Origin of the sequence: Oenococcus oeni DSM 20252 = AWRIB129 (assembly GCF_000372485.1) — a bacterium.
GTDB classification, from domain to species: Bacteria; Bacillota; Bacilli; order Lactobacillales; family Lactobacillaceae; genus Oenococcus; species Oenococcus oeni.
The window spans coordinates 25985-47127 of sequence record NZ_AQVA01000008.1; the positions used below are offsets into that span (position 1 = coordinate 25985).

Genomic DNA, 21143 nt, shown 5'->3' on the forward strand with positions numbered 1-21143 from the left:
TAAACCCAGGCTATAAAAGTCCGCGCCGTGATCAATCACGATATTACGGTGCTAATGGCCATGACGATAAGGCTTGCCGTCGACGATTATATGACGAGGGTGTTTTTTTGCCCAATTTCTAAACTGAATATCGATTCGTCGACCAATTTTTTCGTCTAAATCATCATCGATATCATCGTTAAAATCATCTTCAAAATTTCCATTTTCCATTTTTGCCATAATTACTCTCCCAAAAAATTAAATATTTATATGGATATCTCCATCATCGAATTTAAAGTGACGTCCTATTGAATCGTTAACCATTTTGCTGATATAATCGCCAAAATCGACATCATTGAGATTTTCGGACACTCTTTTCAACAGCCTTAACAGTGTATCCTTTTCTTCTTCTGATAATCTGGCAAAAATTTCTTCGCTCAGGTCATCGGCTTCGTCTTTTTTATTTTTCAAAAAGGCGTGGCCTTTTTTGGTTAATTTAATTAGAGTAATTCTTTTATCGATTTCATCGACGATTCTTTCGACAAAATCATTTTCTTCCAACTTGTCTACGAGACTCGTAACGGAACTTGGTCGGACATCAAGAATTTCAGCAATTTCGCCAACTGACCAACCATCATATTTTTCTAGTAAATGCATTAAACGAGCTTGACCACGATGGTGGCCTCGCTGTCCTCTATGGTGAGGGCCCATCATCAAATAAAAGTTGGGGTTCTTCGCCAAACCACTGATTGTCTTCATTAATTCATTTGTTACTTCCGACATAGTTTATTCCTTTTTTATTATTCATAAATATTACGATCTTATTTAGGAAATGTAAACAAAACCTAACTTTTATTTAAAATAAAACCATTTCATTTAAGAAATGGTTAATAAAATGTTTATTTTTATTTCAATGGAACATCGACCTGCCAGCCATCTGGTCCTTTTTGATCGCCATCTTGAATGCCGCTCAAACGATCATATAGTTTTTGTGTATAGGGACCGACTTCGGTTTCACTATAGAAAACATGCTTATTTCCGTTATGGGTGATTGAGCCGACGGGAGAAATTACGGCTGCAGTGCCCATTGCGCCGGCTTCGGAAAATTGATCCAAGTCATAAATGCTGATCGTCGTTTCTTCAGGCTCCATTCCGAAACTGTCAGCGATTTGCAATAGTGATTTTTTTGTGATCGATGGAAGAATTGATGGGGACTTCGGTGTTTTAAACTTACCGTCTTTAGTGATTCCGAAGAAGTTGGCACCACCAAGCTCTTCGATATTTTCATGCAAACGCGGGTCCAAGTAAACCACATCGGAATAACCGTTTTTATGAGCAAGCGAACCCGGTAGCAAACTTGCAGCATAGTTTCCGGAAACTTTTGATTGGCCGGTTCCACCATGTGCGGCTCGATCATAAGGACTTGTTACGTATTCTGTCGGTTTCATGCCGCCTTTATAGTATGGCCCGACTGGCGTAACCAAAATATGAAATTGGAATTTGTCGGCCGGATGAACACCGATTACTTCGCCGGTACCGATGATAAAGGGGCGAATATATAAAGTTGCACCGGAACCATACGGAGGAACAAAATTCTGATTAGCTTTAACGACCATTTTAACTGCTTCAACAAAACGGTCTTCTGGGAAAGGAGCCATCAACAAACGTTCTGCTGAATTATGTAGACGCTTGGCATTCATGTCCGGACGGAACAAATTAACGCCACCATCTTTTCGACGATAGGCCTTTAAGCCCTCGAACGCTTCCTGACCATAATGTAACACGTTGGCGGCTTCAGACATTTTAATCGTCGAATCGCTTGTCAGTTTTCCTTCATCCCATTTTCCATCTTTATATTCGGCATGAAAACTATATGGTAAATCATAGTAATTAAAGCCTAAATTTGGCCAATCAAAATTTTCCGCTTTTGCTTTTTCCATTTTTTTATTCTCCTTTATAATAAATAATTGAATTTTTTATTAAATTAAACAACGTCCAGATGTAAGTCGTTTTCTCTTGTTTTACCAACACTTTTCAGTAATTTATACCAAAGCCAGGAAATTGCTACGGGACCAACTAAACCAAATATCAGCATTGTTGCAAGACCGGACAATCCATTTGAAAAACCGGAATTTGCAGACATCGAAAGAATATTAAGCGGTGCTGTTAGTGAAGAAAAGCCGAGGCCGCCAAGCGTTGCAGGAACTTTGAATCCACCAACTGTAACGGCTAGCGATGCCATTAACATGGCGGAAACCATCGGGCCGATTGCTGTTAAGGGTGATTTGATGATATTTGGAAATTGGACCTTAGGTGTTATCAATCCTTGAGCTATATTAGCTCCAGGATCGTTTTGATTAAAACTCATTGCTGTATAACCCGAGAAAGCTGCGCAGCAACCGATTAATGCCGCACCAGCCGATATTGGATCAAGATTGACTGCGACTGCCAGTGCAGCTGAGGAGGCTGGTGTCATTAAGAACCAGAACCAGGCAAATGAGACAACTACGGCTCCAAGAACTGGATTTACTTTCATTGTGTTTGCGAGATTTTCTGAAACCCAATTTAAGAATGGCGTTGTTACCGACGCTGCTGCCAGACCGACTAAAGAACCAACCAGCGTCGCACAAAAGGGAACGATGAACATATCCAACGCTGCTGCCAGACCGACTAAAGAACCAACCAGCGTCGCACAAAAGGGAACGATGAACATATCCAAAGGTGTTTTTCCGGTCAGCCACATACCGACTAAAGCGGCCGCTAATCCGGCGATTACAGCCGAGACCGGTTGGCCGACAGTCACAATCGTTGCTCCGCTTAATTGTGGCGCAACCCATCCGGTGGCTGTTTTTGTTGCTTTGATTACTGCTTCGGTGAAATAAATCGAATTAGCACCGACGGTTGCGGCAATCATTGCCGAAAAGGTTGTTAAAGTTGTTGAACGTAACTGAATCGCTATCCCGGCTCCAATTGCCGGAGCCAGTAAATGTTGACCAAGAATTCCCACCATTTGCAATGGGGCCCAGTGCAGCAAATTACCGGCTGTATTTAAAAGAATTGAAATTCCAAGAATTACTAAAACAGCATTGGAAATTCCCTGGCTGACTGTATAAACCCAGTCGGAGATCTTCATCTTCTTTTCCGGCCTTGTTAAGGGACCAGAACCGGGTCTTAATTCCTCGGTTTGAGGTCGATCGTTTTTAAATTTAGCTGCCGCGGCAACGGCTGCTGTATAAGCGGCGCTGCGTTGTTCAGCTGTCATTGAAGCTGGATCTTGATCAAATAGATTCGATTGAGCTTCTGATTGCTTCCTTGCTGTCATCTTTCTCTCCTTAAAATAAAAACCTGTTTCAGTTAATCAAACTAACCGAAACAGGTTTAAAAAATTTTCAACCATGCCAGCCAGCTGTCTTTCGACGGCTGACAAAATGATCAGTCGTCATTGCCTAATTAGCAACACGAGGCTGATCAAAATAATTGATTCACTCATATTCATTTGTTTGCAATTATTTAACATGTACTCTCTTGCTCTTTCGAGTTGTAACTTAGATTACTCGGCAAAATTTGGATTGTCAAGCGTTTTTAAATTTGTAATACAAATGTAATTTTTTATTTTTTGTTCTATAAAAAATGTAAAATTAATGAGACTGGAGGGGATAAAAAGTGTCTCTTATTTTATTTGTAATTTTACTAATTGTCGCAATTATTTTCGGTGTGATTTCTTTCGGAATCGGCATCGCTTTGTTACCGGTGCTTTTGATTGTTTTAGCAATCGGTATTTTCTTCTTTTTGGTTAATCTCATTTGGCACGGTATTCAAATAATTATTCTTTTTATGATTGCTTTAGCAATTTATGATTGGATAAAAAAAAGAAACTAATTTATTTCTTTATCGTCGAAACTGATGAAATGATATTGCCTGTCTTCGTATACCAATTTCGAAACAGAACCGTTTTTTGGTCGCGCATGAAGACTGATTTTATTGTTTCCGTAACGATCAGCTAGCGATAGAAGGGTATTGCCGTGAGATATCAAAAGGACTTTAGCTCCATCTTTAACATTTGGATCTTCTAATAATTTTGTGAATCCTTCATCGAGACGAGCCCAATATTCGTCGTTATTTTCTGCATCGTGCCAAGGATCGGCTGCTTTTAAAAAATCTTTCGTCGATGCTACTCCGTAATCATCGACAATTTCGGCGTAACTTTTTAACCCATAGGGAGCACCAGCATTTAACCAAGCAATGTCCATATTCGATCCCTCATAAGATCCGTAAAACTCCTCTCTAAAATTTGCCAGACAGCTTAATTCGGGTTGAAAATCTGTTGTATTTTTGTCAAGAATAATTTTTGCAGTTTGCATAGCTCTGCTTGTGTCCGATGAGTAAGCCGCCTCGAAACGAACACCGCTGAGTTTTTCACCGACTTTTCGTGCGTCGGAAAGACCGTTTTCGGTCAGTGGAGAATTGCTCCAACCTTGTAGCTTGTTATAACGATTAAAATAAGTTTGTCCATGACGAACAAGATAAAATGTAACTTTCATAAGCACCTCTACTAAGTATTTTAGTTTGTTAGAATGGCCATATGGCAAAGATTTTTGATATTAAGTATGGAAATGACGAAAAACAAAAATTAGATCTCTATTTACAAGATTCAGTTGCACCACTGGTTTTTTATACACATGGTGGCGGCTGGTGGCAAGGCGATAAGAGAAAAGATACAAAAATTTTCGATAGTTTGTTTTCGGCCGGTTTTTCAGTTGCGTCGGTCAATTATCGTTTAGCTGATAAAAATAATCCTTATCCGGCTCAATTGGATGATTGCCATTCTGCCTTAACCTTTTTGCAGCAAAGCGATTACAAATTCAGGAAAGATAAAATTGCTTTATTGGGGGCTTCCTCAGGTGCTAATATTAGTGTTTCCCTTTCGATAGAAACCGGCTATCCGACCGTTTCCTGGTCCGGCCAGTTTGATTTCAAAGGTTTTTTGAAAACACATACCGCGATTACCGGCCGAAAAGCTGTCGATAATCCTGATCCTGATAAAGGCAGCCGCCAACAGTCTTATTATAAGTGGCTTTTGGAAAAACTTTTCAATGGCGATCTCTCCAGAGTCGGAGAAGCTACTTTGCAACATAAAATTACTTCGAAAACTGGTCCCGTTTTGTTGATTAATTCAGCTGCCGAATTAGCTCCGGTTATGGAGGTTTACAAAATGCAGGAAGCCTATCTTGAAAACGGTATTGAAGTCGATACAATAATTTTCCCTGGTGATCGTCATGCACTTGGCTATGCCGATGATGCCCTTAAACCAACGATTGATTTTTTGGAAACTCATTTGCAATAATTTTTAAAAGCGAAAATTTTCCGCGTTATTATTTGGATGCAAAAAATATGAATGAAGATAAAATTCCAGAAACAATTCAAGATATCAAAGAACGTGCTGCTTTAATGAAATCGCGTGGTTTTTCAATTGGTGAAGAACAGGTTATGAGCCAGGCAATCAAAGATGGCTTACAGGCGATTGTTAATGATTTGATGGATGGGGAATATTTTACCGTTCAGTTAATAAATCCGAAGACCTTTATGATCCTTGGTGTTAATGGCAGGACCGAAGGAAAAATAATCGCTCGGGGAGAAAGTTTCAATAGCGATTTTAAAGAAAGCTCAGACAGGCTTTGGAATTATTTTTGGGACCAAGCGGAAAAAATAGTTGGTAGATAGAGAAAGGCTGCTTTAGCAGTCTTTCTCTATAGTTCAAGGATCAATTTCCCTAATGGATGGTCATTTTCAAATTCTTTATGCATACTCCGCAGATTTTTCAAACTAAATTGCGATATTTTCGCGATTTTAAGTACTGTCAGTCCTTGACTCATGTCTTTTAACAATTCAGTCAGGCAACTGCCTGAATCCAAATAAATTGCATCTGTATCAAAAGGGGACTTTTTTGCTTTATCAGTCAAACCGACAGTTGAACAAAGCTTGCCGTTTTCTTTTAAAAGCTTTAGTGATTTATCTTGTGTTTCCCCACCGACTGTATCAAGAATTGCGTCTATTTTTTCACTTATATTGGTAAAATTTTCTTTTTTATAATCATAAACAGCAATTGCCGGATTGAAACCATTTAAAAAAGCTTTTCCTTTTGTACCTGCAGTAGTATAAATTTTACCGGCACCGATTTTTTCAGCTGCCTGAATTGCTGCAAATCCAACTGCTCCGGAACCCCCATGTATCAAAATCGATTGACCTTTTTTTAATTTAATTTCCTTGATAACCGCCTGGTATCCAGTTTGGTACCCTAAGGCAACACCGGCAGCCTGAACAAAAGTCAGATTATCAGGAATTAGGGCAAGCTGCTTTTCTGATACTAAAACCTGTTCGGCATAACTTCTAAGATGCGTGCTGGCGACAACTCGATCGCCAACTGAATATTTGGTAACTTCAGAACCAATTTCCTGAACAATCCCAGCAACACTTGAGCCGAGAACCGTTGGAAGCTTGTCGCTTCCACCATAGAAACCGCTTCTGTATTTTACATCGTAGGGATCAATTGCTGTAGCAAAGTTTTTAACAAGGACTTGATTGGGTTTTGGATCAGCTAATTTTTTTTCGGTCGCATAAAAGACATCGACATCACCGAATTCGTTTATTTCAATTGCTTTCATTGGAGTACCTCCTAAGTTTCTTGAATATAACTATTTCTACCCACATTATAATGGAGAGTGCTAAGAAATCAGAATCAAGACGATTAAAATTTAAATTAACCGCTTGCAATTTTCCGATTGAATCTTTATTGACTGGCCACAAAGATTTTTGCCTTACAATTATATTTATGACTAAAGATCCCATAACATATGAGTTGCTTCATGTTGATAAGCATACTGGTGCTAGACGTGGGGTGATCCATACACCGCACGGCGACTGGCAGACGCCGATGTTTATGCCGGTGGGCACTCAGGCGACGGTTAAGTCGCTTCAACCACGCGAACTAAAAGAAATCGGTTCTCAATTTATCTTAGGAAACACTTATCATTTATGGATTCGTCCTGGCGATGATTTGATTGCTAAAGCTGGTGGTCTTCATAAGTTTATGGATTGGGACCAGGCGATTTTGACTGATTCTGGTGGTTTTCAGGTTTTTAGCTTGGCTGATTCTCGTTCAATCACTGAAAAAGGGGTTACTTTTAAGAACAATATCGATGGTTCGACTATGTTCCTTTCTCCTGAAGTTGCGATGAAAATTCAAAACAATCTCGGAGCCGATATCATTATGCAACTTGACGAAGCTGTCCCTTACTTTGAAACATATGATTATGTAAAAAAATCAACCGAGCGTTCAGCTCGTTGGGCCCAAAGAGCTTTGGAGGCTCACAAATGTTCCAAGCAACAGGCTCTTTTTGGGATTGTTCAAGGAGCCGGTTTTAGAAAATTGAGAGAAAATTCAGCGAAGGATTTAGCTTCTCTGAATCTGCCCGGTTATGCCATTGGTGGATTATCCGTTGGAGAATCGAAAACCGAAATGAACCGTGTTCTTGATTTTACGACACAATGGCTGCCGGAAAACAAACCGCGTTATTTAATGGGTGTCGGTGCCCCAGACTCTTTATTTGATTCTGTAATTCGTGGAATCGATATGTTTGATTGCGTTCTGCCGACCCGTATTGCCAGGAAGGGCAGTTTGATGACTAGATTTGGTCGCGTGGTTATTACCAATCACAAATATAAGGATGATTTTAGTCAGTTGGATGAAAATCTTGACGATTATGCTTCGACGCATTTTACAAAGGCCTATTTGCATCATTTATTCAATACGAATGAATTATTAGCCTATAATTTGGCTTCGATACATAACTTAAGATATCTTCTAAAATTAATGGAGGACATGCGCGCAGCGATTGAAAATGATCAGTTATTGGATCTTAAGGAGAAAGTACTTGAAGAATATGGCTATAATAAGGCAAATGCCCGTCTTTTTTAAGCCAGCTTTGATAAAATTAAATTTCGGAGGATTCTATGTTCAATAATCTTTTTATCGCGGCCGCTAAAACGGGCCTGTCTTCTTGGATACCAACAATTTTAATTTATGTGGTACTGATTGGTGGGTTGTTTTGGTGGTCGTCAAGACGCCGCAAACAGGCAAACGAGCAACAGCAAAAAATGCGGACCGGTTTAGTCAAGGGTGCCCAAGTTGTTACTATTGGTGGCTTACACGGCGTCGTTGATTCAATCGATACCGAGAAAAAAATCGTTACTCTCGATGTTGAAGGTGTTTATCTGCCTTTCGAGCAAAGGGCGATCGCTAGAATTATCGCTCCTACGGATGGCGACCAAGAAACAAATATCACCAAGAACGAAGACAAAAAAGAGAATAAATAAGCAGCTGTTCTTTTGGCTGCTTTTATTTTAGGAGCTAAAGATGAAAATTACGTATTTTGGCCAAAGTGCTTTTCAAATCAAAACCGGTAAAACAACAATTTTAATTGATCCGTTTTTAACCGGTAATAAGCATACAAAAGTCGACCCCTTCGATTTAAATCCTGAATACATCTTATTAACGCATGCTCATCAGGATCATACCGGCGATAGTTTCGATATAGCCAGGAGAACAGGAGCGACGATCATTACCCAAACGGATTATGCCCAGTATATTAATGATATTTTGCCTGAAGCCAAGGGTTGCCATGCTGAAGGAATTAATTTCGGTGGAACTTTTAGTGCTGATGATTTTTCTGTAAAACTTTATCCAGCCTGGCACACGGATGCAAGAATGGTTGGAAATGCTCTGGTGCCGGTTGGAGTCGCTGCTGGGATGGCTTTAACAATTGAAGATAAATTGATTTACGATACCGGTGATACCGCTTTGTTTTCCGACCTAAAATTAGTTGCGAGAAAACATCCGGTCGATTTGGCTTTAATTTGTATTGGTGGCCACTTCACGATGGATGCTGACGATGCACTTGTTGCTGCAGATTTTCTTCAGGCTAAACATGTCATCCCGACTCATTACAATACTTTTCCGTCTATTCAGGCCGACCCGCAAAAATTCGTTGAACAATTACCAACAGGCGTAGGAATAATCCCTGATTTTGATAAGGAATTTGATTTTTAATTCAGCTAGACTTAAAGACATGGACATTCAATATCAGATTTTAAGACAAATTGAAAAATATCAGACGATTATTATTCACCGGCATCAGCGCCCGGATCCGGATGCCGTTGGTTCGCAATTGGGTTTAAAAAACGGACTTCAAGCGGCTTTTCCGGAGAAAAATATTTATGCAGTTGGAAAAGAAATTACCGGTTTGGCATGGGTTGGATCGATGGATATTATTCCTGATTCTACTTACGAAAACGCGCTCGTTATTGTCATTGACACGGCTAATGTTGCTCGAATCGACGACGACAGGTTTAAAAATGGCGATAAATTAATTAAAATCGATCATCACCCAAATGATGAGCCTTACGGCGATTTGATGTGGGTCGAACCTGGCCGTTCTTCCTGTTCTGAAATGGTTACTTTCTTTTTGGACGATAACATCCCTCTTTTACTGACCGACGAAGCGGCTCGCAATCTCTATATTGGAATTGTTGGCGATACTGGACGTTTTATGTATGCTTCTACGCCGGAAACCTTTATTGCGGTCAGCAAACTGTATCATTTTTCGATTGACTATGAAAGGGTAAATCGGGAAATGTCCTCGATCAGTCTTGTTCAGGCACGTTTTTCCGGTAAAGTTTATGATGAAATGAAAGTTGAAGATCATGTTGGTTGGATCACGCTTACAAAAGCCGAGATTGAAGCCGGTCATTTGGGAAATGAAGGTACTAATTTCGTTGTTGGGATGTTTGGTTCGATTAAAGAGGTCCTTGTTTGGGCAAACTTTATTGAAAACGATGATGGCAGTTATAGAGTTCGCTTACGCTCTAAAGGGCCGAATGTTAATGAAATTGCCAAGCTGCATAATGGCGGTGGACATGATATGGCCAGTGGTGCAAAGGCCAAAGACCAGACTGAAATCGATCAAATTATTAAAGAACTAAAGGAATCTGCAAACATTTTTTCAACCAGCTTGGAAAAAACAGCAAAGTAAATTCTGATTTTAAGAGTTGATATTTTCTAAAAAATGTTTTTTTCTTTAAACTGTTAGACTGATTAAAGAGTATTGCGAACTTTTTACGAAGTATCTTATTAAAATGATCTTGAGTTAATTTTGTGGTTCGCTGGGTATATATAGATAAATGACTAATCAATTCGGACAATTTAATTTAAAAACGGAGATTGTTAAAGCAATCGATGGAATTTCGTTTAACAAACCGACGAAAGTTCAAAAACGTATAATCCCACCAATTATCGCTGGTCGTGACGTTGTTGGGCAATCACAAACCGGATCCGGCAAGACTCACGCTTTTTTGCTGCCGATATTTAACGGTCTGGATCCTTCTCTTGAAGAAACACAGGCGGTGATTACTTCTCCATCTCGTGAATTGGCTGAACAACTTTATCAGGCTTTTCGTGATTTTCAAAAATCATTAGCAGCAATTGATGAAAATTTTGCAGATTTGAGAATCGCTGATTATATTGGCGGAACTGATCGAAATAAACAAATTCGGCAATTGGAGAGGAAACAACCTCAGATTGCGATTGGAACTCCTGGACGTTTAAAAGATTTTCTTAGTAAAAATTTTCTATTGGTTAACCAAAATAGATTTTTTGTTGTTGATGAGGCCGATATGGCTTTGGATATGGGCTTTTTGGAAGATGTTGATACGATTGCCAGCGCAATGCCGGATAATTTGCAAATGCTGGTTTTCTCGGCAACGATTCCTGATAAATTGACACCTTTTTTGAAAAGATACATGAAAAACCCGTTAATTGAAGAGATTCCTGTTTCAACGGTCGTTGCTGATACAATTGATAATTATTTACTGGCAACTAAATCCAAAGACAAAAACGAAGTTATTTTTGACTTATTGACCAGAAAAGAAAGTTATTTAACGCTTGTTTTTGCCAACACGAAAGAACGTGTTCATGAATTAGCTCATTTTCTTGACTCCCAAGGTTTGAAAGCCGCTGAAGTTCACGGTGGAATCGAACCAAGAGAACGACGACGCACGATGAAAAGAATTAAAAAACAAGAATTTCAATATGTTGTTGCAACTGATCTAGCGGCTCGCGGTCTTGACATTCAAGGGGTTTCGGAAGTTATCAATGATGATATTCCAACGGATCTAGAATTTTTCATTCATCGAGTCGGTCGAACAGGCAGAAATGGATTGCCAGGTACGGCAATTACGCTTTATGGCCCGGATGAAGAAGATAAAGTTGAAGAACTAGAAAAGTTGGGAATCAATTTTCAGGCAAAGCAACTAAAAGATCATCAATTGATAGATGTTAAAGATCGTAATCGTCGGGCACGGCGTCGACCTTCACAGAAACAGTTGGATCCAGAATTAGTCGGTTTGGTGAAGAAGAAAAAAGCACACGTTAAGCCTGGTTACCGTCGGCAAATTAAGGGTGCGATTAGATTTAAGCAAATGAAAGAAAATAAAGTTAGTCAAAGAACCGCTTCAAGGTCGGCAAGAAAAGCAAAAAAAAATAGATAAAAGAAAAACCCGGTCATTGAACCGGGTTTTTCTTAATTTATAACATTCAAATTCATTTACTAGTTGCTGCCTTGAGCAATTTATAAAGACGGGCTTTATCGCGCGCAGCTTTATTCTTTTTGATCAAGTTTTTCGTTTCAGCTTTATCGATCGCTGCACTGGTTTTACTGAACAATTCTTGCAAATTGTCAGCTCCAGCAGCAGCAGCTTTTTCAAAGTTTTTAACAGCAGTACGATATGCACTGATTTGTGGAGCGCGCACGGCACGCTCAGCTTTGTTTAAGCGTTCACGTTGAATTGAAGATTCAATAATTGGCATTTTTTCCTCCTAAATAAAATATTAACGACGAAGTCCGAGCTTCGAAATAAGTGTCCGATAACGAGCAACATCAATGTCACGCAAATAACGTAATAAATTACGGCGGTGACCGATTTTCTTCATCAATCCACGCTGTGAAGAAAAGTCGTGTTTGTTTTCGCTCATATGGTTATTCAATTCGTTAATATCAGCGGTTAAAACAGCCACCTGAACCTCTACAGAACCGGTATCGCCATTATGGCGAGCATATTCTTTAATAATCTGGTTCTTTGCTTCTTGAGTTAAAGCCATGATTTTACCTCCTCAAAATTTCCAATTACCGAGCGATTCGTAAAAGGTAGGTTCGCGAAAAGCTAAGCAAAGGGATAGCTGCAAAATACAGCTCTTATATTGTACCAAACAAGTAGACGTTTTACATAATCAAGAAACTCTTGTAGAATAATAGACAACGAAACTCTCTTGGACTAACGTTCGCGCGTCCAGAAAACAGATTCGCAATTAAATATTGAGGTTATGAATAATATGGTAAAAACTGCTTTATCGATCATTCCTTTCGGCGGTGTTCGTGAAAACGGAAAAAACATGTATGCCGTTACTGTGAATGACGAAATTTATATATTGGATGCTGGATTAAAATATCCAGAAACAGATCTTTTGGGAGTCGACGTTGTCGTTCCTGATTTTAATTATTTGGTTGATCACGCTGATCAGGTTGTTGGAGTTTTCTTGACTCATGGACATGCTGATGCAATCGGCGCGCTTCCGTATTTGCTAGAAGTACTTCGTGTACCGGTTTTTGGAACTGAATTTACACTCGCGTTGGCGAAACAACAGGTTTCTCGTCGGCCTTCTTTGAGCGATTTTGACGATTATAATGTCATCACGCCTGATTCAATTGTTGAATTTGGCAAAACGAAAGTATCGTTTTTTAGCACCACACACTCGATTCCTGAATCGGTTGGAATTGTTTTGGAAACTGAATATGGTCAGATTGTTTACACGGGCGACTTTAAGTTTGACAATACGGCCAAGGGACCTTATAAAACCGACTATTCTCGTTTGACTCGGATTGGTCAGCGAGGCGTTTTGGCTTTGTTGGCTGATGTCAATGGGGTTGAAACGCCAGGCGAATCAGTCAGCGAGTCAGCGATTGATGAATTCGTTTTCCAAACATTTCGAGAAAATGCTGATCGCAGAATTATTGTTGCGACCGTTGCTTCCAATGTACAAAGAATTCAGGAAGTTATTAATTCGGCATATCAGACTGGTCGTAAAATTGCTATTTCTGGTAATGATTTAGAGCAGGTTGTTAAAACTGCTTTGGATTCAAAACGCTTGAATCTGCCAACCAGTTACAACAAATTGTTTACAAATATTAAAAACTTGAAGTCGGTTGAACCCAACAAGCTGGTTATTCTTGAAACCGGTAAAATGGGCGAACCGATTCGTGATTTACAGAGAATGGCTAAAGGGGACGATCGTTACGTAAGTTTTAATGAAAATGATTTAATTTTTGTCGCTACTACGCCTTCGATTTCCAGTGAATCGATTATGGCTAAAACCCGTGATCTGATTTTCCGCCGTGGTGCAAATGTTGTTTCAATTAAAGATAATTTGCGTTCTTCGGGACATGCAAGCCAAAATGATTTACAGTTTATGCTGAATTTCATTAAGCCTGACTACTTTTTCCCAGTTTCCGGAGAATATCGGGTTTTTTCTGTCGCTGATTTTCTTGCTCAAGAAGTTGGAATTAAAAAGAACCATATTTTCTTGTCTATGAAAGGTGACCAATACAAGTTCGATCCTGAAAATAAAAAGTTCACCCTTGAGGATTCCTTTGAAGTTGACGATACAATGATTGACGGTTCAGGCAATACCGATGTTGGAAATATTGTTCTTCGCGACCGTAAGATGCTTTCCGAAGATGGAGTTGTGATTGCTGCCGCAACAATAGATCGTAAAAAGAAAAAAGTTGTTGCCGCTCCGAGAATCACAACTCGTGGTTTTATTTTCGTAAAGACCAACCGAGAATTAATTCATGAATCAGCCAAGGTGATGGTTGATCAGATTGAACTTTATTTGGATAATACCGATGATTTTGATTGGAATGATCTAAAATCGGGCGTTAAGGATGCAATGTCCAAGTTCTTTTATGAACAGACCAAACGTCGCCCGGTTGTTATGCCGGTTGTTATGGAAGCCAATCAAAATCGTCGTCCGAACAGCAAAAAAAAGACTGAAAATAATCAGAATCAGAAAAAACAAGTCGCCGAAGAGCAAAGCAAGACTCGCAATAATCAAAATCGTCGCCCAAGGCAACGTGTTAAATCAACACCGCGTTCGATTCGGCCAAAAAAAGAAACAATTGAGAAGATTAATGCTAAACTAGCTGAAAAGCAACAAAATATCGAGGAGCATGTCTGAAAATTCGCAACAATTGACTTTTGATGAATTAGTAAAGCAGGGGCACTTGGAATTTGACCATAATAATTTTCATCAAGCTGCTTCTTATTTTGAGATGGCCTACGATAAAAAGCAAGAATTGGATTTAAATCGCATTCTTGTTGGTACTTTATATGAAGATCAACAATTCAGTTTGGCGAATGTCTATCTTGAAGATTTTCTTGATGATTATCTGAATACTGAAGAACTTTTTAAATTGGCAATCAACGTTTTGCTTAAGAACCAGAATTTCATTTATGCTCGGGAAATGACTAACTTTTCTGATCCTCGCTGGCAGAATTGGGCAATTGATGAGATTTCTAATCAAGAGTTAAGTACTCGTTCTCAAATGTCAGCGACTCAAAAGACTTTGATGCAGTCTTTTTATCACTTATCTGATGGTAATTTTGCCAAACAGCGCAGCCGCTTTGAAAGTTCGTTTAAATTACCTTTGCATGAGTGGTGGAGCGGTGTGAAGTTTTTGCTCTTGGATCCTTATATCAATCCGTTGATTCGTTCCAGTTTGATTGAAACGGCTCAAAAATTAGAGATTGATGAAAAAGTTGATTTTTACTGGATTGACAAGAAAATTTATCAGGTTAACCCTTCCAAACTAAAACCTCTTTTGCAGGTTGATGAATACATTAAATTAAAAAAAATGTTGGATGATGAACTTGGACCCGATGATCCATTGGCTGGCGAGATGCTGACGGCTAATTTGAGAATGCAAACCAGCATATTATATCCGAAGATTTCCGCAGGAATTTTTGAATTGAGAAATTGGATCGATGAAATGATTAATCAATATCAAGGGGCTGATAAAATTTCAAGGATGTCTGATAAGCAAAGGAAGATTTTCGAACAAATCGAAAAGTTGATTGATGAAATTGTAAAAAGTGAGCACGAACAGGAAAAACGTGCTTCTAATAACTAATTATGGTATAATATCTGAGTTGAATTAAGTAGAGGTTCCCGCCTCTCGCCGCATGTGCAAGACCATGTTGGCTTATCATTCTTTTTGAGGCGGGTTTTGCATGTTTGCATGACTCGCTTTTTCCAACCAAAAAATGGAGGATTTTTCTTATAGCAAGACCACAGCAAAGGCCCAAGCGCCAAATTGATTTAGTCAATGAAAATATTCACTTTCGTGAAGTGATGTTAATTGACAATGGATCAAAAAAGGTTATGAGCACACGCGATGCTCAAAGAATCGCTGATCAAAGAAATCTAGACCTGGTTATTGTTCAGGCGAAGGCTCAACCACCGGTTGCTAGAATTATGGATTGGGGTAAGGTTAGGTTTGAGCAGCAGAAGAAAATTCGCGAAAATAAAAAGAAACAAGTTATTGTTCAAACTAAAGAAGTTCGTCTAAGTCCTGTTATTGGCGAAGGGGATTTTGAGACACGAAAAAAGGCAGCTACCAAGTTTTTGGTTGCCGGTAATAAGGTTAAATTAAATTTACGTTTTCGCGGTCGAATGATGACCCACCAAGATGTTGGTCGCCAGGTATTGATGAATATGGCAAAACAGCTTGCTGATTTGGCAAATATTGATCAGATGCCGCAACTTTTGGGTCGTCAAATGTCCTTATTGCTTTCGCCTAAGCCGGAAGTCATTAAGAAAGCTCAATCCGAAAAGAAGAACAAATTAAAGGAGAATACAAATGCCAAAGATGAAGACTAATCGCGCTTCAGCAAAGCGTTTTAAAAAAACTGCTTCAGGCGGGTTTAAGGCTGGACAAGCATTTACTTCACACCGTTTTCATGGAAAAACTAAGAAACAGCGTCGCCAATTGCGTGGCACTGCTATGATGAATAAAGTCAATGTTAAGCGTTATGCAAAGATATTGAGTAATCTATAATTTTTGGTCAAGGAGATAAATTATGCGAGTTAAAGGAACTAACGTTACACGTATTCGTCGTAAGAAAATGATCAAGTTGGCCAAAGGCTATCGTGGTCAGCGACACATTAATTTTAAAGTTGCCAAGCAACAAGTTTGGAAGTCGTATCTTTATGCTTATCGGGATCGTAAGAATGTCAAACGAGACTATCGTAAGCTATGGATTGCTCGTATAAACGCTGCGAGTCGGATGAATGGTATTTCATATTCTCAGTTAATGCATGGGTTTAAAGTCGCCGGCATAGATTTGAATCGGAAGATGTTGGCCGAATTGGCTGTATCAGATTTTGCAACTTTCTCAAAACTTGCTGAAACTGCAAAGAAGCAGGTTTCTGCTCCAACACGCAAAGCCGCAACTTTGGATACCGATATTAAAATTGAGCGAATTGAAAAAGGTGCTGCTAAACCGGTTGTTTTGGAGCCTGGAAAGAGTACCAAGACTCAAGAAGTTGCTGTGGCCGAAAAACCAACAACAGCTTCAACGGTTGCTGAAATTAAAGCTTATCTTGATTCTGAAAGTATTAAATATCCTTCCAGTGCCAAGAAAGCAGATCTTTTGGCATTAGTTAAATAAAAAAGTGCTTTACATAAGCAAATTAAAACTCCAGTTCATTGAACTGGAGTTTTTTATCAGCAATTAATTATCTTTTACTTCTTTGAACTGGAAGAAGAGCTTGAAGAGGAACTCTTTGAAGAACTGGAACCACTCTTGCTCGATGATGATTTGCTAGATGAACTAGACGAACTGGAAGTGGATGTCGATGAAGTTTCACTAGATGTATTTGCTGAAACGATATATTGATCGATTGCGTTCTTTAACGCTGGATATTGTGAAGTTTTTACCTGGACGTCATTTTTATTCATAACTTTACCAATAATCTTTTGAATTTTGGTTGAGTTGCTTGAGGTATTAATCCATTTATTAATAATAGAGTCGGCCAAAACATCTCGATAACTGCCGATTGATTCTTTTTTAGACTTTGAGTTCAATTTAAGAATGATGTATTCGGAATTTACACTAATAGCTTTTTTGCTATATTCGCCAGTCTTTAAGGCTTTAGCTGCAGCGATAATTTTTGATGAAACAACTGGTGAAGCTGAATCGAAGCTTGGCATTTTGCCACCATTGGCGGCTGTTGTGGTATCGCCTGAGTATTGTTTGGCTTGAGAAGCGAAACTTTTACCGGCTTTTAAGTTCTTGAGTACTGTGTCGGCCTTTGATGAGCTGCTAACAGTAATAATTGAAACGTTCATCTTTGGCGTATAGGTCTTGTAGGCTTTTTTTAATTGAGCTTCTGTAACTTTATGATAGTTTTTAACAGCTTGAACTAAAAGCAGTTCTGTACGAATCTGTTTTTTATAGGCCTTTGCCGTAGTTTCTTCTTCCGATAGGAAACTAGACCAGCTGCTTCCATATTGTGCTTTTTCCTGAGTGTATTCATTATTGACGGTTGTTGTTGAAACAGAGCTTCCGTACAACCTTTCCAATGAATCATTCATAACCATGCTGACAAACAATTGTTCACCGGCCGAGGTTTTTGTAACCGATGACATATATTTTGCCTCAGTAATCGCACCTGCCTTTGACGTAACCAAAACCTTAGATGTGTTTAAGGCAAGGTAGGCAGAACCCGCCAAAAACAATAGCACGATTGCTGTCCAAACGAATTTACGCATATTTCCTCCGTGAATTTATAACCCTTTAATTCTAACGAAAGTTAGGACCTAACTCAAATCATTTTTTGTGAAAGGGATATTTAACAGTTGATAGTTCATTTTCTAATGAGCGAATATCTTCATTTAATTTTGTTTTGGATTTATCTATTTCTTCTTTGCTTCTTTGGAAATGATCGGAGAGCTCGGACAAATTCTTTTCTTGAGTCGGCTTGCTGCCTATTAATTTTTTAATCGCAAAAAAAGTTTTCCGAAGAATGTTTAGTTCGTTTTTTAAATAGTTAAATATTTTTTCGGTTTCATTTTGAAAAAAATTGTCATTTTTTTTAAATTTGGCCATCAGAACTGCTCACTAATTGATTTAGCAATTGCTTTATATCTTTTTTCATCGTATTGATTAGAATGATCGACGGCACCGGGGAGATCCAGGCCATCATTTTCATATCGTGGAATAATATGCCAGTGAGAGTGGGGAACCGATTGGCCGGCAGCAACTCCGTTATTTGAAAGAATATTTATGCCGAGAATTTTTGGGTTGGAGGCTTTGACTGCCCGAGCGATTATTGGAAGTTTTGTTAAAATTTTTTTGGCCAACTCATCATCGTAGGCAAAAATGTCTTTAACGTCAGCCTTTGGTACAACCAGAGTATGTCCGGGAGTGGCCTGTGATATATCTAAAAATGCAAAAACATCTTCATCATCATAGACTTTATAACTAGGTATTTCACCGTGAATTATTTTATCGAATATATCTTCCATGCTTACATTATATCGGTCTGCTAAAATTTAATCGATAACTATGACACTAAAGATTTCACATTTGACCGGTGGATATGGTCAAACAAATACAATTAAAGATCTGAATTTTACGATTGAAGCGGGAACTGTTACGGCTCTAATTGGTTTAAACGGTTCAGGGAAAACAACTACCATTAATCACGTTATCGGATTAATGCAGCCAAAGAGCGGTTCGATTTCTTTTAACGGCCAAGATAGTAAAAGCGATTCATCTAATTATCAGCGCAATTTGGCCTACATACCTGAATTACCGATTATATATGAAGACTTGACTTTAAGGGAGCATATTCAGACAACAATTGCTGCTTATCATCTAGATTCAAAACTGATTAAGGATAAAATCGCAAAATTGTTAAAAGTTTTCCGTTTGGAGGACAAGTTGGCTTGGTTTCCGATCGATTTTTCCAAGGGAATGCGGCAAAAAGTAATGATCGTATTGGCATTATTGACAGATGCTCCACTTTTGGTCGTCGATGAACCCTTTATTGGCTTGGATCCTTTGGCTGTCTCTGATTTGATTGATCTCTTAAAGGAGAAAAAGGCAGCTGGGACAACTATTTTAATGAGTACTCATTTAGTCGAGGGAGCGGAAAAATTTGTTGATCAGTTTTTATTGATTGACCGTGGCCGAATACGTGCCAAAGGAAAAATGAAAGATATTTTTAAAGCTTTTCCACAGCAAAAAACAATTAATGAAATATATTTGCATTTGGCAAGAGAGGCTGCTAATGGATAAAATCTTTAATCGTCGGCGTGAACTGTCTTTTCAAAGAAATTTTCGTTACTTAAGCCGAGCCTTCAACGACCAGTTTATCGGTTTTCTTTTTATTGCAGTCGCTTTACTGGGTTATGAATATTTACATAATTTAAATAGTATCCACGGCAATTGGTTGACAATTTTGCTTGTATTGTTTGCAAGCTCTTCCTTCTTATTTTTTGGCGATTTGTCGACTTATATACAAAATGCCGATCAAATATTTCTAATTGCCGATTTGCCGGACTTGAAAAAATACTTGAAGAAAAGCTTTCTGAGATCTTTGCTTTTGAACATCCTGCTTCAATTTTTTTTGAATTTATTATTGATGCCGATTTTACTTAAAATATTCGGCCTTGTAATTTCATTGATTTATTTGTTCCTTTTCCTATTGGCTAAAACTTTTTTACTTATTTTAAAATACCGAAATATCGTTAAAGACAATCGAGTTGATTGGACTTATGGAATAAATTCAGAACTAAGAAGGGTTAATCGAATTAATATTTTTTTAAATTTTTTTACCGATGTTAAGGAATTGAAGCATGATAATCGACCAACGAAGATTTGGGATTGGCTGATTAAATGTCTGCCGCAATTTAATCAAAGTTTCCATTGGATTCTTTTTACTCGTTATTTTTTTAGAAGTCGGCAGTTTATGCCAACAATTATTTTGACCACCTTTTTTGGAATGGCTTTGGCTTTTTTTCTGCCTTCGCTTTCTGCTGCCACAATTAGTGGGCTTTTTATAGTTTTTGCCCTCGCTTATCAAATGAAACCGATTTTTTCTCATTACTCGAATCATAAAATGGCTCAGGTATATCAACGAGATGGAAAAAGAAAGTTGACTGATTTTCAATTGCTAGCTGTTGCAGTCTTTGTGCCGATTGTGCTGTTATTGCTGCTTTCCCTCTTGGCAAGTCATAGAAAAGTTTCTGTTTTAATTAGTATTCTGTTAATAATTTCTTTTACTTGGGTGATCATCTGTTGGTATCTGCCACGTTTGGTAGGATTTAAATATGAGATTAAGAAGTAAGAAATGGGCAGTTCCTTTTATCGATGAGCATCCGGATTTGATCATCAAAGATCAAAGAGCCAAGCAATTAAAAGGGAGCTGGTCTTCGGTCTTTGGGAATAACCATCCGCTTTATTTGGAAATCGGATCCGGCAAAGGACAATTTATCTTGGATAATGCCATCAAATATCCAGAAAATAATTTCATCGGTCTGGAACTGCAACCAACCGCGGTTGCAATAGCTGGGAAGAAAGCTTTTAAACAAGAGCCTCAATTAGCTAATTTAAAACTTATTTTAGGGGATGGAGGCGATGTGAGCGATTATTTTGCTGACAATGAAATTAGCAAAATTTTCTTGAATCATAGTGATCCCTGGCCGAAAGCAAAACATGAAAAAAGACGTTTGACTGCTGAAAATTTTTTAAAGTCATATTCAAAAATTTTGCTTCCCAATGGATCCTTGGAATTAAAAACCGATAATCTTGGGCTCTTTGAATACTCTCTTTCGAGCTTTAAAAAATTTGGTCTTTCTTGGCCTGAAGAACAAATCAGCTACGATCTGCATCACGAACTCAAAAAAAATCCCGTAAATATCGAAACGGAATACGAGAAAAAATTTGCGGAAATGAATCAACCCGAGTACTGGATTAGAGTTAATTTTTAA

At 38.5% G+C, this 21143-nt stretch carries 27 protein-coding genes and 1 pseudogene; 17 read left to right on the top strand and 11 right to left on the bottom strand.

Going from position 1 to position 21143, the window contains the following annotated elements; translation table 11 throughout:
• Positions 1 to 51: 51 nt before the first annotated feature.
• From A3G9_RS1000000110240 to A3G9_RS0106235, 4 genes are all read right to left on the bottom strand, one after another.
• Positions 52 to 219 carry a hypothetical protein gene (locus A3G9_RS1000000110240; protein ID WP_002819170.1) on the bottom strand — a complete coding sequence of 56 codons (168 nt, stop codon included), beginning with the start codon at positions 217 to 219 and terminating at the stop codon, positions 52 to 54.
• 18 nt (positions 220 to 237) lie between these two features.
• Entirely contained in the window at positions 238 to 762 is a 525-nt protein-coding gene (locus tag A3G9_RS0106225; protein WP_002821519.1) for a MarR family winged helix-turn-helix transcriptional regulator, read from the bottom strand.
• Positions 763 to 884: 122 nt separating this feature from the next.
• Positions 885 to 1937, bottom strand: a complete 1053-nt coding sequence (locus tag A3G9_RS0106230) for a branched-chain amino acid aminotransferase (protein WP_256207123.1) — start codon at positions 1935 to 1937, stop codon at positions 885 to 887.
• A 26-nt stretch (positions 1938 to 1963) separates the two neighbouring features.
• Complete coding sequence (locus A3G9_RS0106235) at positions 1964 to 3301, bottom strand: PTS sugar transporter subunit IIC (RefSeq protein ID WP_002821521.1); 1338 nt, start codon at positions 3299 to 3301, stop codon at positions 1964 to 1966.
• Positions 3302 to 3642: 341 nt separating this feature from the next.
• Here A3G9_RS0106235 and A3G9_RS0106240 point away from each other — a divergent pair, with 341 nt between their 5' ends.
• On the top strand, positions 3643 to 3858 hold the full coding sequence (locus tag A3G9_RS0106240; RefSeq protein ID WP_002816939.1) for a hypothetical protein: 216 nt from the start codon (positions 3643 to 3645) through the stop codon (positions 3856 to 3858).
• On the opposite strand, the gene A3G9_RS0106245 is transcribed toward A3G9_RS0106240, so the two are convergent.
• The gene (locus tag A3G9_RS0106245) at positions 3855 to 4520 is read right to left on the bottom strand and encodes a histidine phosphatase family protein (RefSeq protein WP_002821523.1); all 666 of its coding nucleotides are present in this window, start codon (positions 4518 to 4520) and stop codon (positions 3855 to 3857) included. The two genes, A3G9_RS0106240 and A3G9_RS0106245, sit on opposite strands and share 4 nt — an antisense overlap.
• 41 nt (positions 4521 to 4561) lie before the next feature.
• Between A3G9_RS0106245 and A3G9_RS0106250 the strand changes: the two genes are divergently transcribed.
• Together A3G9_RS0106250 and A3G9_RS0106255 are read left to right on the top strand one after the other, a co-directional pair.
• Positions 4562 to 5323: an alpha/beta hydrolase gene (locus tag A3G9_RS0106250; RefSeq protein ID WP_002819163.1), complete on the top strand. Its 762-nt coding sequence runs from the start codon at positions 4562 to 4564 to the stop codon at positions 5321 to 5323.
• 47 nt (positions 5324 to 5370) lie between these two features.
• Complete coding sequence (locus tag A3G9_RS0106255) at positions 5371 to 5700, top strand: hypothetical protein (protein WP_002819161.1); 330 nt, start codon at positions 5371 to 5373, stop codon at positions 5698 to 5700.
• A 26-nt stretch (positions 5701 to 5726) separates the two neighbouring features.
• Here A3G9_RS0106255 and A3G9_RS0106260 read toward each other — a convergent pair whose 3' ends face one another.
• Positions 5727 to 6641, bottom strand: a complete 915-nt coding sequence (locus tag A3G9_RS0106260) for an NADP-dependent oxidoreductase (RefSeq protein WP_002820325.1) — start codon at positions 6639 to 6641, stop codon at positions 5727 to 5729.
• 167 nt (positions 6642 to 6808) lie between these two features.
• On the opposite strand from A3G9_RS0106260, the gene tgt reads away from it, so the two are divergent.
• From tgt to A3G9_RS0106285, 5 genes are all read left to right on the top strand, one after another.
• A complete protein-coding gene (gene tgt / locus A3G9_RS0106265; RefSeq protein ID WP_032804725.1) occupies positions 6809 to 7954 on the top strand; it encodes a tRNA guanosine(34) transglycosylase Tgt in 1146 nt (381 codons plus the stop codon).
• A gap of 35 nt (positions 7955 to 7989) precedes the next feature.
• Entirely contained in the window at positions 7990 to 8352 is a 363-nt protein-coding gene (yajC, locus tag A3G9_RS0106270) for a preprotein translocase subunit YajC (protein WP_002819157.1), read from the top strand.
• A 40-nt stretch (positions 8353 to 8392) separates the two neighbouring features.
• The gene (locus A3G9_RS0106275; RefSeq protein WP_002819156.1) at positions 8393 to 9085 is read left to right on the top strand and encodes a metal-dependent hydrolase; all 693 of its coding nucleotides are present in this window, start codon (positions 8393 to 8395) and stop codon (positions 9083 to 9085) included.
• A gap of 19 nt (positions 9086 to 9104) precedes the next feature.
• A complete protein-coding gene (locus tag A3G9_RS0106280) occupies positions 9105 to 10067 on the top strand; it encodes a DHH family phosphoesterase (protein ID WP_002821525.1) in 963 nt (320 codons plus the stop codon).
• 148 nt (positions 10068 to 10215) lie between these two features.
• Positions 10216 to 11580 (top strand): DEAD/DEAH box helicase, encoded by a 1365-nt coding sequence (locus A3G9_RS0106285; protein ID WP_002821526.1) that lies wholly within the window; start codon positions 10216 to 10218, stop codon positions 11578 to 11580.
• 52 nt (positions 11581 to 11632) lie between these two features.
• Here the strand turns inward: A3G9_RS0106285 and rpsT are convergent, their stop codons facing one another.
• The gene (gene rpsT, locus A3G9_RS0106290) at positions 11633 to 11899 is read right to left on the bottom strand and encodes a 30S ribosomal protein S20 (protein WP_002819151.1); all 267 of its coding nucleotides are present in this window, start codon (positions 11897 to 11899) and stop codon (positions 11633 to 11635) included.
• A 21-nt stretch (positions 11900 to 11920) separates the two neighbouring features.
• Complete coding sequence (gene rpsO, locus A3G9_RS0106295) at positions 11921 to 12190, bottom strand: 30S ribosomal protein S15 (protein WP_002816946.1); 270 nt, start codon at positions 12188 to 12190, stop codon at positions 11921 to 11923.
• Positions 12191 to 12421: 231 nt separating this feature from the next.
• On the opposite strand from rpsO, the gene A3G9_RS0106300 reads away from it, so the two are divergent.
• The 6 genes and pseudogenes from A3G9_RS0106300 (at position 12422) to A3G9_RS1000000110460 (ending at position 16815) form a co-directional block, all read left to right on the top strand.
• On the top strand, positions 12422 to 14323 hold the full coding sequence (locus A3G9_RS0106300) for a ribonuclease J (protein ID WP_002819149.1): 1902 nt from the start codon (positions 12422 to 12424) through the stop codon (positions 14321 to 14323).
• Positions 14316 to 15275: a hypothetical protein gene (locus A3G9_RS0106305; RefSeq protein WP_002821527.1), complete on the top strand. Its 960-nt coding sequence runs from the start codon at positions 14316 to 14318 to the stop codon at positions 15273 to 15275. Before A3G9_RS0106300 ends, A3G9_RS0106305 begins: the two co-directional genes overlap by 8 nt.
• Positions 15276 to 15379: 104 nt before the next feature.
• Positions 15380 to 16024, top strand: a complete 645-nt coding sequence (gene infC, locus A3G9_RS0106310) for a translation initiation factor IF-3 (protein WP_002820322.1) — start codon at positions 15380 to 15382, stop codon at positions 16022 to 16024.
• Complete coding sequence (rpmI, locus tag A3G9_RS0106315; RefSeq protein WP_002816950.1) at positions 16005 to 16202, top strand: 50S ribosomal protein L35; 198 nt, start codon at positions 16005 to 16007, stop codon at positions 16200 to 16202. The genes infC and rpmI overlap by 20 nt, the downstream gene beginning before the upstream one ends.
• A 22-nt stretch (positions 16203 to 16224) precedes the next feature.
• Positions 16225 to 16626 (top strand): annotated as a pseudogene (gene rplT / locus A3G9_RS0106320) (50S ribosomal protein L20); the annotation flags it as partial.
• Between the two features lie 69 nt (positions 16627 to 16695).
• Complete coding sequence (locus tag A3G9_RS1000000110460) at positions 16696 to 16815, top strand: HeH/LEM domain-containing protein (RefSeq protein ID WP_226490000.1); 120 nt, start codon at positions 16696 to 16698, stop codon at positions 16813 to 16815.
• Between the two features lie 74 nt (positions 16816 to 16889).
• On the opposite strand, the gene A3G9_RS0106325 is transcribed toward A3G9_RS1000000110460, so the two are convergent.
• Genes A3G9_RS0106325 through A3G9_RS0106335 form a run of 3 tightly spaced genes read right to left on the bottom strand, consistent with a single transcriptional unit; the run spans position 16890 to position 18674 of the window.
• A complete protein-coding gene (locus tag A3G9_RS0106325) occupies positions 16890 to 17918 on the bottom strand; it encodes a peptidyl-prolyl cis-trans isomerase (protein WP_002819143.1) in 1029 nt (342 codons plus the stop codon).
• A 58-nt stretch (positions 17919 to 17976) separates the two neighbouring features.
• Positions 17977 to 18255 (bottom strand): hypothetical protein, encoded by a 279-nt coding sequence (locus tag A3G9_RS0106330; protein ID WP_002821528.1) that lies wholly within the window; start codon positions 18253 to 18255, stop codon positions 17977 to 17979.
• Positions 18255 to 18674: an HIT family protein gene (locus tag A3G9_RS0106335; RefSeq protein WP_002819140.1), complete on the bottom strand. Its 420-nt coding sequence runs from the start codon at positions 18672 to 18674 to the stop codon at positions 18255 to 18257. Before A3G9_RS0106335 ends, A3G9_RS0106330 begins: the two co-directional genes overlap by 1 nt.
• 40 nt (positions 18675 to 18714) lie before the next feature.
• On the opposite strand from A3G9_RS0106335, the gene A3G9_RS0106340 reads away from it, so the two are divergent.
• From A3G9_RS0106340 to trmB, 3 genes are read left to right on the top strand one after another with little or no spacing between them, the layout of a single operon-like run.
• Complete coding sequence (locus tag A3G9_RS0106340) at positions 18715 to 19449, top strand: ABC transporter ATP-binding protein (protein WP_002816955.1); 735 nt, start codon at positions 18715 to 18717, stop codon at positions 19447 to 19449.
• Complete coding sequence (locus tag A3G9_RS0106345) at positions 19442 to 20500, top strand: ABC transporter permease (protein ID WP_002821529.1); 1059 nt, start codon at positions 19442 to 19444, stop codon at positions 20498 to 20500. The genes A3G9_RS0106340 and A3G9_RS0106345 overlap by 8 nt, the downstream gene beginning before the upstream one ends.
• A complete protein-coding gene (gene trmB / locus A3G9_RS0106350; protein WP_002820317.1) occupies positions 20484 to 21143 on the top strand; it encodes a tRNA (guanosine(46)-N7)-methyltransferase TrmB in 660 nt (219 codons plus the stop codon). Before A3G9_RS0106345 ends, trmB begins: the two co-directional genes overlap by 17 nt.

Excerpts from the sequence above, each read along its gene's own strand:
- tgt (WP_032804725.1), top strand. The coding sequence starts at position 6,809 with ATGACTAAAGATCCCATAACATATGAGTTGCTTCATGTTGATAAGCAT.
- A3G9_RS1000000110240 (WP_002819170.1), bottom strand. The coding sequence starts at position 219 with ATGGCAAAAATGGAAAATGGAAATTTTGAAGATGATTTTAACGATGAT.
- A3G9_RS0106305 (WP_002821527.1), top strand. The coding sequence starts at position 14,316 with ATGTCTGAAAATTCGCAACAATTGACTTTTGATGAATTAGTAAAGCAG.
- rpmI (WP_002816950.1), top strand. The coding sequence starts at position 16,005 with ATGCCAAAGATGAAGACTAATCGCGCTTCAGCAAAGCGTTTTAAAAAA.
- trmB (WP_002820317.1), top strand. The coding sequence starts at position 20,484 with ATGAGATTAAGAAGTAAGAAATGGGCAGTTCCTTTTATCGATGAGCAT.
- A3G9_RS0106245 (WP_002821523.1), bottom strand. The coding sequence starts at position 4,520 with ATGAAAGTTACATTTTATCTTGTTCGTCATGGACAAACTTATTTTAAT.
- A3G9_RS0106330 (WP_002821528.1), bottom strand. The coding sequence starts at position 18,255 with ATGGCCAAATTTAAAAAAAATGACAATTTTTTTCAAAATGAAACCGAA.
- A3G9_RS0106260 (WP_002820325.1), bottom strand. The coding sequence starts at position 6,641 with ATGAAAGCAATTGAAATAAACGAATTCGGTGATGTCGATGTCTTTTAT.
- A3G9_RS0106335 (WP_002819140.1), bottom strand. The coding sequence starts at position 18,674 with ATGGAAGATATATTCGATAAAATAATTCACGGTGAAATACCTAGTTAT.
- A3G9_RS0106325 (WP_002819143.1), bottom strand. The coding sequence starts at position 17,918 with ATGCGTAAATTCGTTTGGACAGCAATCGTGCTATTGTTTTTGGCGGGT.
- rpsO (WP_002816946.1), bottom strand. The coding sequence starts at position 12,190 with ATGGCTTTAACTCAAGAAGCAAAGAACCAGATTATTAAAGAATATGCT.
- yajC (WP_002819157.1), top strand. The coding sequence starts at position 7,990 with ATGTTCAATAATCTTTTTATCGCGGCCGCTAAAACGGGCCTGTCTTCT.
- A3G9_RS0106285 (WP_002821526.1), top strand. The coding sequence starts at position 10,216 with ATGACTAATCAATTCGGACAATTTAATTTAAAAACGGAGATTGTTAAA.
- A3G9_RS0106275 (WP_002819156.1), top strand. The coding sequence starts at position 8,393 with ATGAAAATTACGTATTTTGGCCAAAGTGCTTTTCAAATCAAAACCGGT.
- A3G9_RS0106340 (WP_002816955.1), top strand. The coding sequence starts at position 18,715 with ATGACACTAAAGATTTCACATTTGACCGGTGGATATGGTCAAACAAAT.
- A3G9_RS0106225 (WP_002821519.1), bottom strand. The coding sequence starts at position 762 with ATGTCGGAAGTAACAAATGAATTAATGAAGACAATCAGTGGTTTGGCG.
- A3G9_RS0106250 (WP_002819163.1), top strand. The coding sequence starts at position 4,562 with ATGGCAAAGATTTTTGATATTAAGTATGGAAATGACGAAAAACAAAAA.
- A3G9_RS0106345 (WP_002821529.1), top strand. The coding sequence starts at position 19,442 with ATGGATAAAATCTTTAATCGTCGGCGTGAACTGTCTTTTCAAAGAAAT.
- A3G9_RS0106255 (WP_002819161.1), top strand. The coding sequence starts at position 5,371 with ATGAATGAAGATAAAATTCCAGAAACAATTCAAGATATCAAAGAACGT.
- A3G9_RS0106280 (WP_002821525.1), top strand. The coding sequence starts at position 9,105 with ATGGACATTCAATATCAGATTTTAAGACAAATTGAAAAATATCAGACG.
- rpsT (WP_002819151.1), bottom strand. The coding sequence starts at position 11,899 with ATGCCAATTATTGAATCTTCAATTCAACGTGAACGCTTAAACAAAGCT.
- A3G9_RS0106300 (WP_002819149.1), top strand. The coding sequence starts at position 12,422 with ATGGTAAAAACTGCTTTATCGATCATTCCTTTCGGCGGTGTTCGTGAA.
- A3G9_RS0106235 (WP_002821521.1), bottom strand. The coding sequence starts at position 3,301 with ATGACAGCAAGGAAGCAATCAGAAGCTCAATCGAATCTATTTGATCAA.